The sequence below is a fragment of the Citrobacter sp. wls757 genome (assembly GCF_005280935.1).
GTDB lineage: Bacteria > Pseudomonadota > Gammaproteobacteria > Enterobacterales > Enterobacteriaceae > Citrobacter > Citrobacter portucalensis.
The window spans coordinates 139,395-141,092 of record NZ_SZWU01000039.1; the positions used below are offsets into that span (position 1 = coordinate 139,395).

Annotated in this window: 2 protein-coding genes; both read right to left on the reverse strand. The window is 47.7% G+C overall.

The genetic code is table 11. The features are described from left to right. Nucleotides 1–279 precede the first annotated feature (279 nt). Nucleotides 280–660, reverse strand: coding sequence for an aspartate 1-decarboxylase (gene panD, locus FDW94_RS11210; protein WP_000621526.1), 381 nt, complete (start codon nucleotides 658–660; stop codon nucleotides 280–282). A 95-nt stretch (nucleotides 661–755) separates the two neighbouring features. Further along, the gene (gene panC / locus FDW94_RS11215) at nucleotides 756–1,610 is read right to left on the reverse strand and encodes a pantoate--beta-alanine ligase (protein WP_137377589.1); all 855 of its coding nucleotides are present in this window, start codon (nucleotides 1,608–1,610) and stop codon (nucleotides 756–758) included. Nucleotides 1,611–1,698 lie beyond the last annotated feature (88 nt).

Genomic DNA, 1,698 nt, shown 5'->3' on the forward strand with positions numbered 1-1,698 from the left:
AAAGACATTTCTAATATCCATATTTAGTTTTTAAATATAAACATAAGATATAATTTCATATATCTTATTTTTTGAAATATTGAATTTCGGAGCGTATTTTATAGGGGGCGATGACGAAAGGGAATTGGGGGATTATTAGAAATGCTTTAAGTTTTTTTAAGTATAATTAAAGTGTATTACTTAATAAATAAGATAGATAATAAATAATATTATTTATAGGTTTTAAATACAACTCATCAAAAATATGTTTATCTTGATGAGTTGTATTAGTGGTGAGATCTAGGCGACCTGTACCGGAATGGCTTTTGCAGTACGTTTCATTTCGTTGTCGCCTTCGAAATAGGCCACTTTCGGACGCCATGTACGGGCTTCTTCGTCAGACATAGTGACGAAGCTGGCGATAATCACAATGTCGCCAACTTCAGCACAGTGCGCCGCTGCACCGTTCACCGAGATGATTCTGGAGCCGCGTTCAGCCGCAATGGCATAGGTTGAGAAACGTTTACCATTGGTCACGTTCCAGATATCAATAGCTTCGTTTTCCAGAATACCTGAGGCATCAAGGAAATCCTGGTCGATGGCGCAGGAGCCTTCGTAATGCAGGTCCGCCTGCGTGACTTTTACGCGGTGGAGCTTGCCTTGCAGCATGGTGCGAATCATAACTTCTATACCCTGTCGTTTACCTTGGCTAAGCAGGCGCGACTGGCCTGCTTTGAGAAATCTTCAGGCAGTATTGCCCGATTTTTAACCCCTGTCTACTGGGCTAATGTAACGCTTTGATTATCGATCAGACGAGCCTGACCCAGCCATGCTGCGGCCAGAATCACCGCGCGTGTACTGGTTTCAGTCAACTCCAGCAGCGTGTCGGCATCACGAATCTGAATATCGTCGGCGCGGAAGCCTTTTTCATTCAGTTCTTGTTCGGCAATGGTAATAATTTCTTGCAGCTCACGATTACCCGCAATCAGCTTTTCAGCGATACCGTTCATCACGTTGTGCAGGCCTGGCGCAATTTTACGCTGTTCTGCCGTTAGATAACCGTTACGTGAGCTGAGGGCCAGACCGTCTTTGGCGCGAATAATCGGTACGCCAACGATCTCAATGTCATAACCCATGTCCGCTACCATTTTGCGGATCAGCGCCAACTGTTGGAAATCTTTTTCACCAAAGCAGGCGATATCGGGTTGGATCAGGTTAAACAACTTGCTGACGATAGTGGAAACACCACGGAAGTGGCCCGGGCGGCTGGCGCCTTCCAGCATGGTAGAGAGGCCGGGAACATCAACGAAAGTCTGGCCTTCCAGACCCTGCGGGTAGATCTCTTCAACGGCCGGAGCAAAGACATAATCGACTTTACGCTTGTTCAGCTTTTCGCAATCTTCCTGCAGGGTGCGCGGATAGCGCACCAGATCGTCTGGTCGGTCAAACTGCATCGGGTTAACGAAAATGCTGACGAACACCACATCAGCCCGCGCTTTTGCTTCATCGACCAGTTTCATATGGCCGTCGTGCAGGTTGCCCATGGTGGGAACCAGTGCGACGCGTTTGCCTTCCTGACGCAGACGACGAATATGCTGGCGCAGCAGCGGCAGGGTTTCAATGATTAACACGACAAGACTCCTTGAGTTGCCTGAGGTACCGTAGGCCGGATAAGACGCGTAGCGTCGTCATCCGGCACGGTCAGAAAATTAGTGGAAG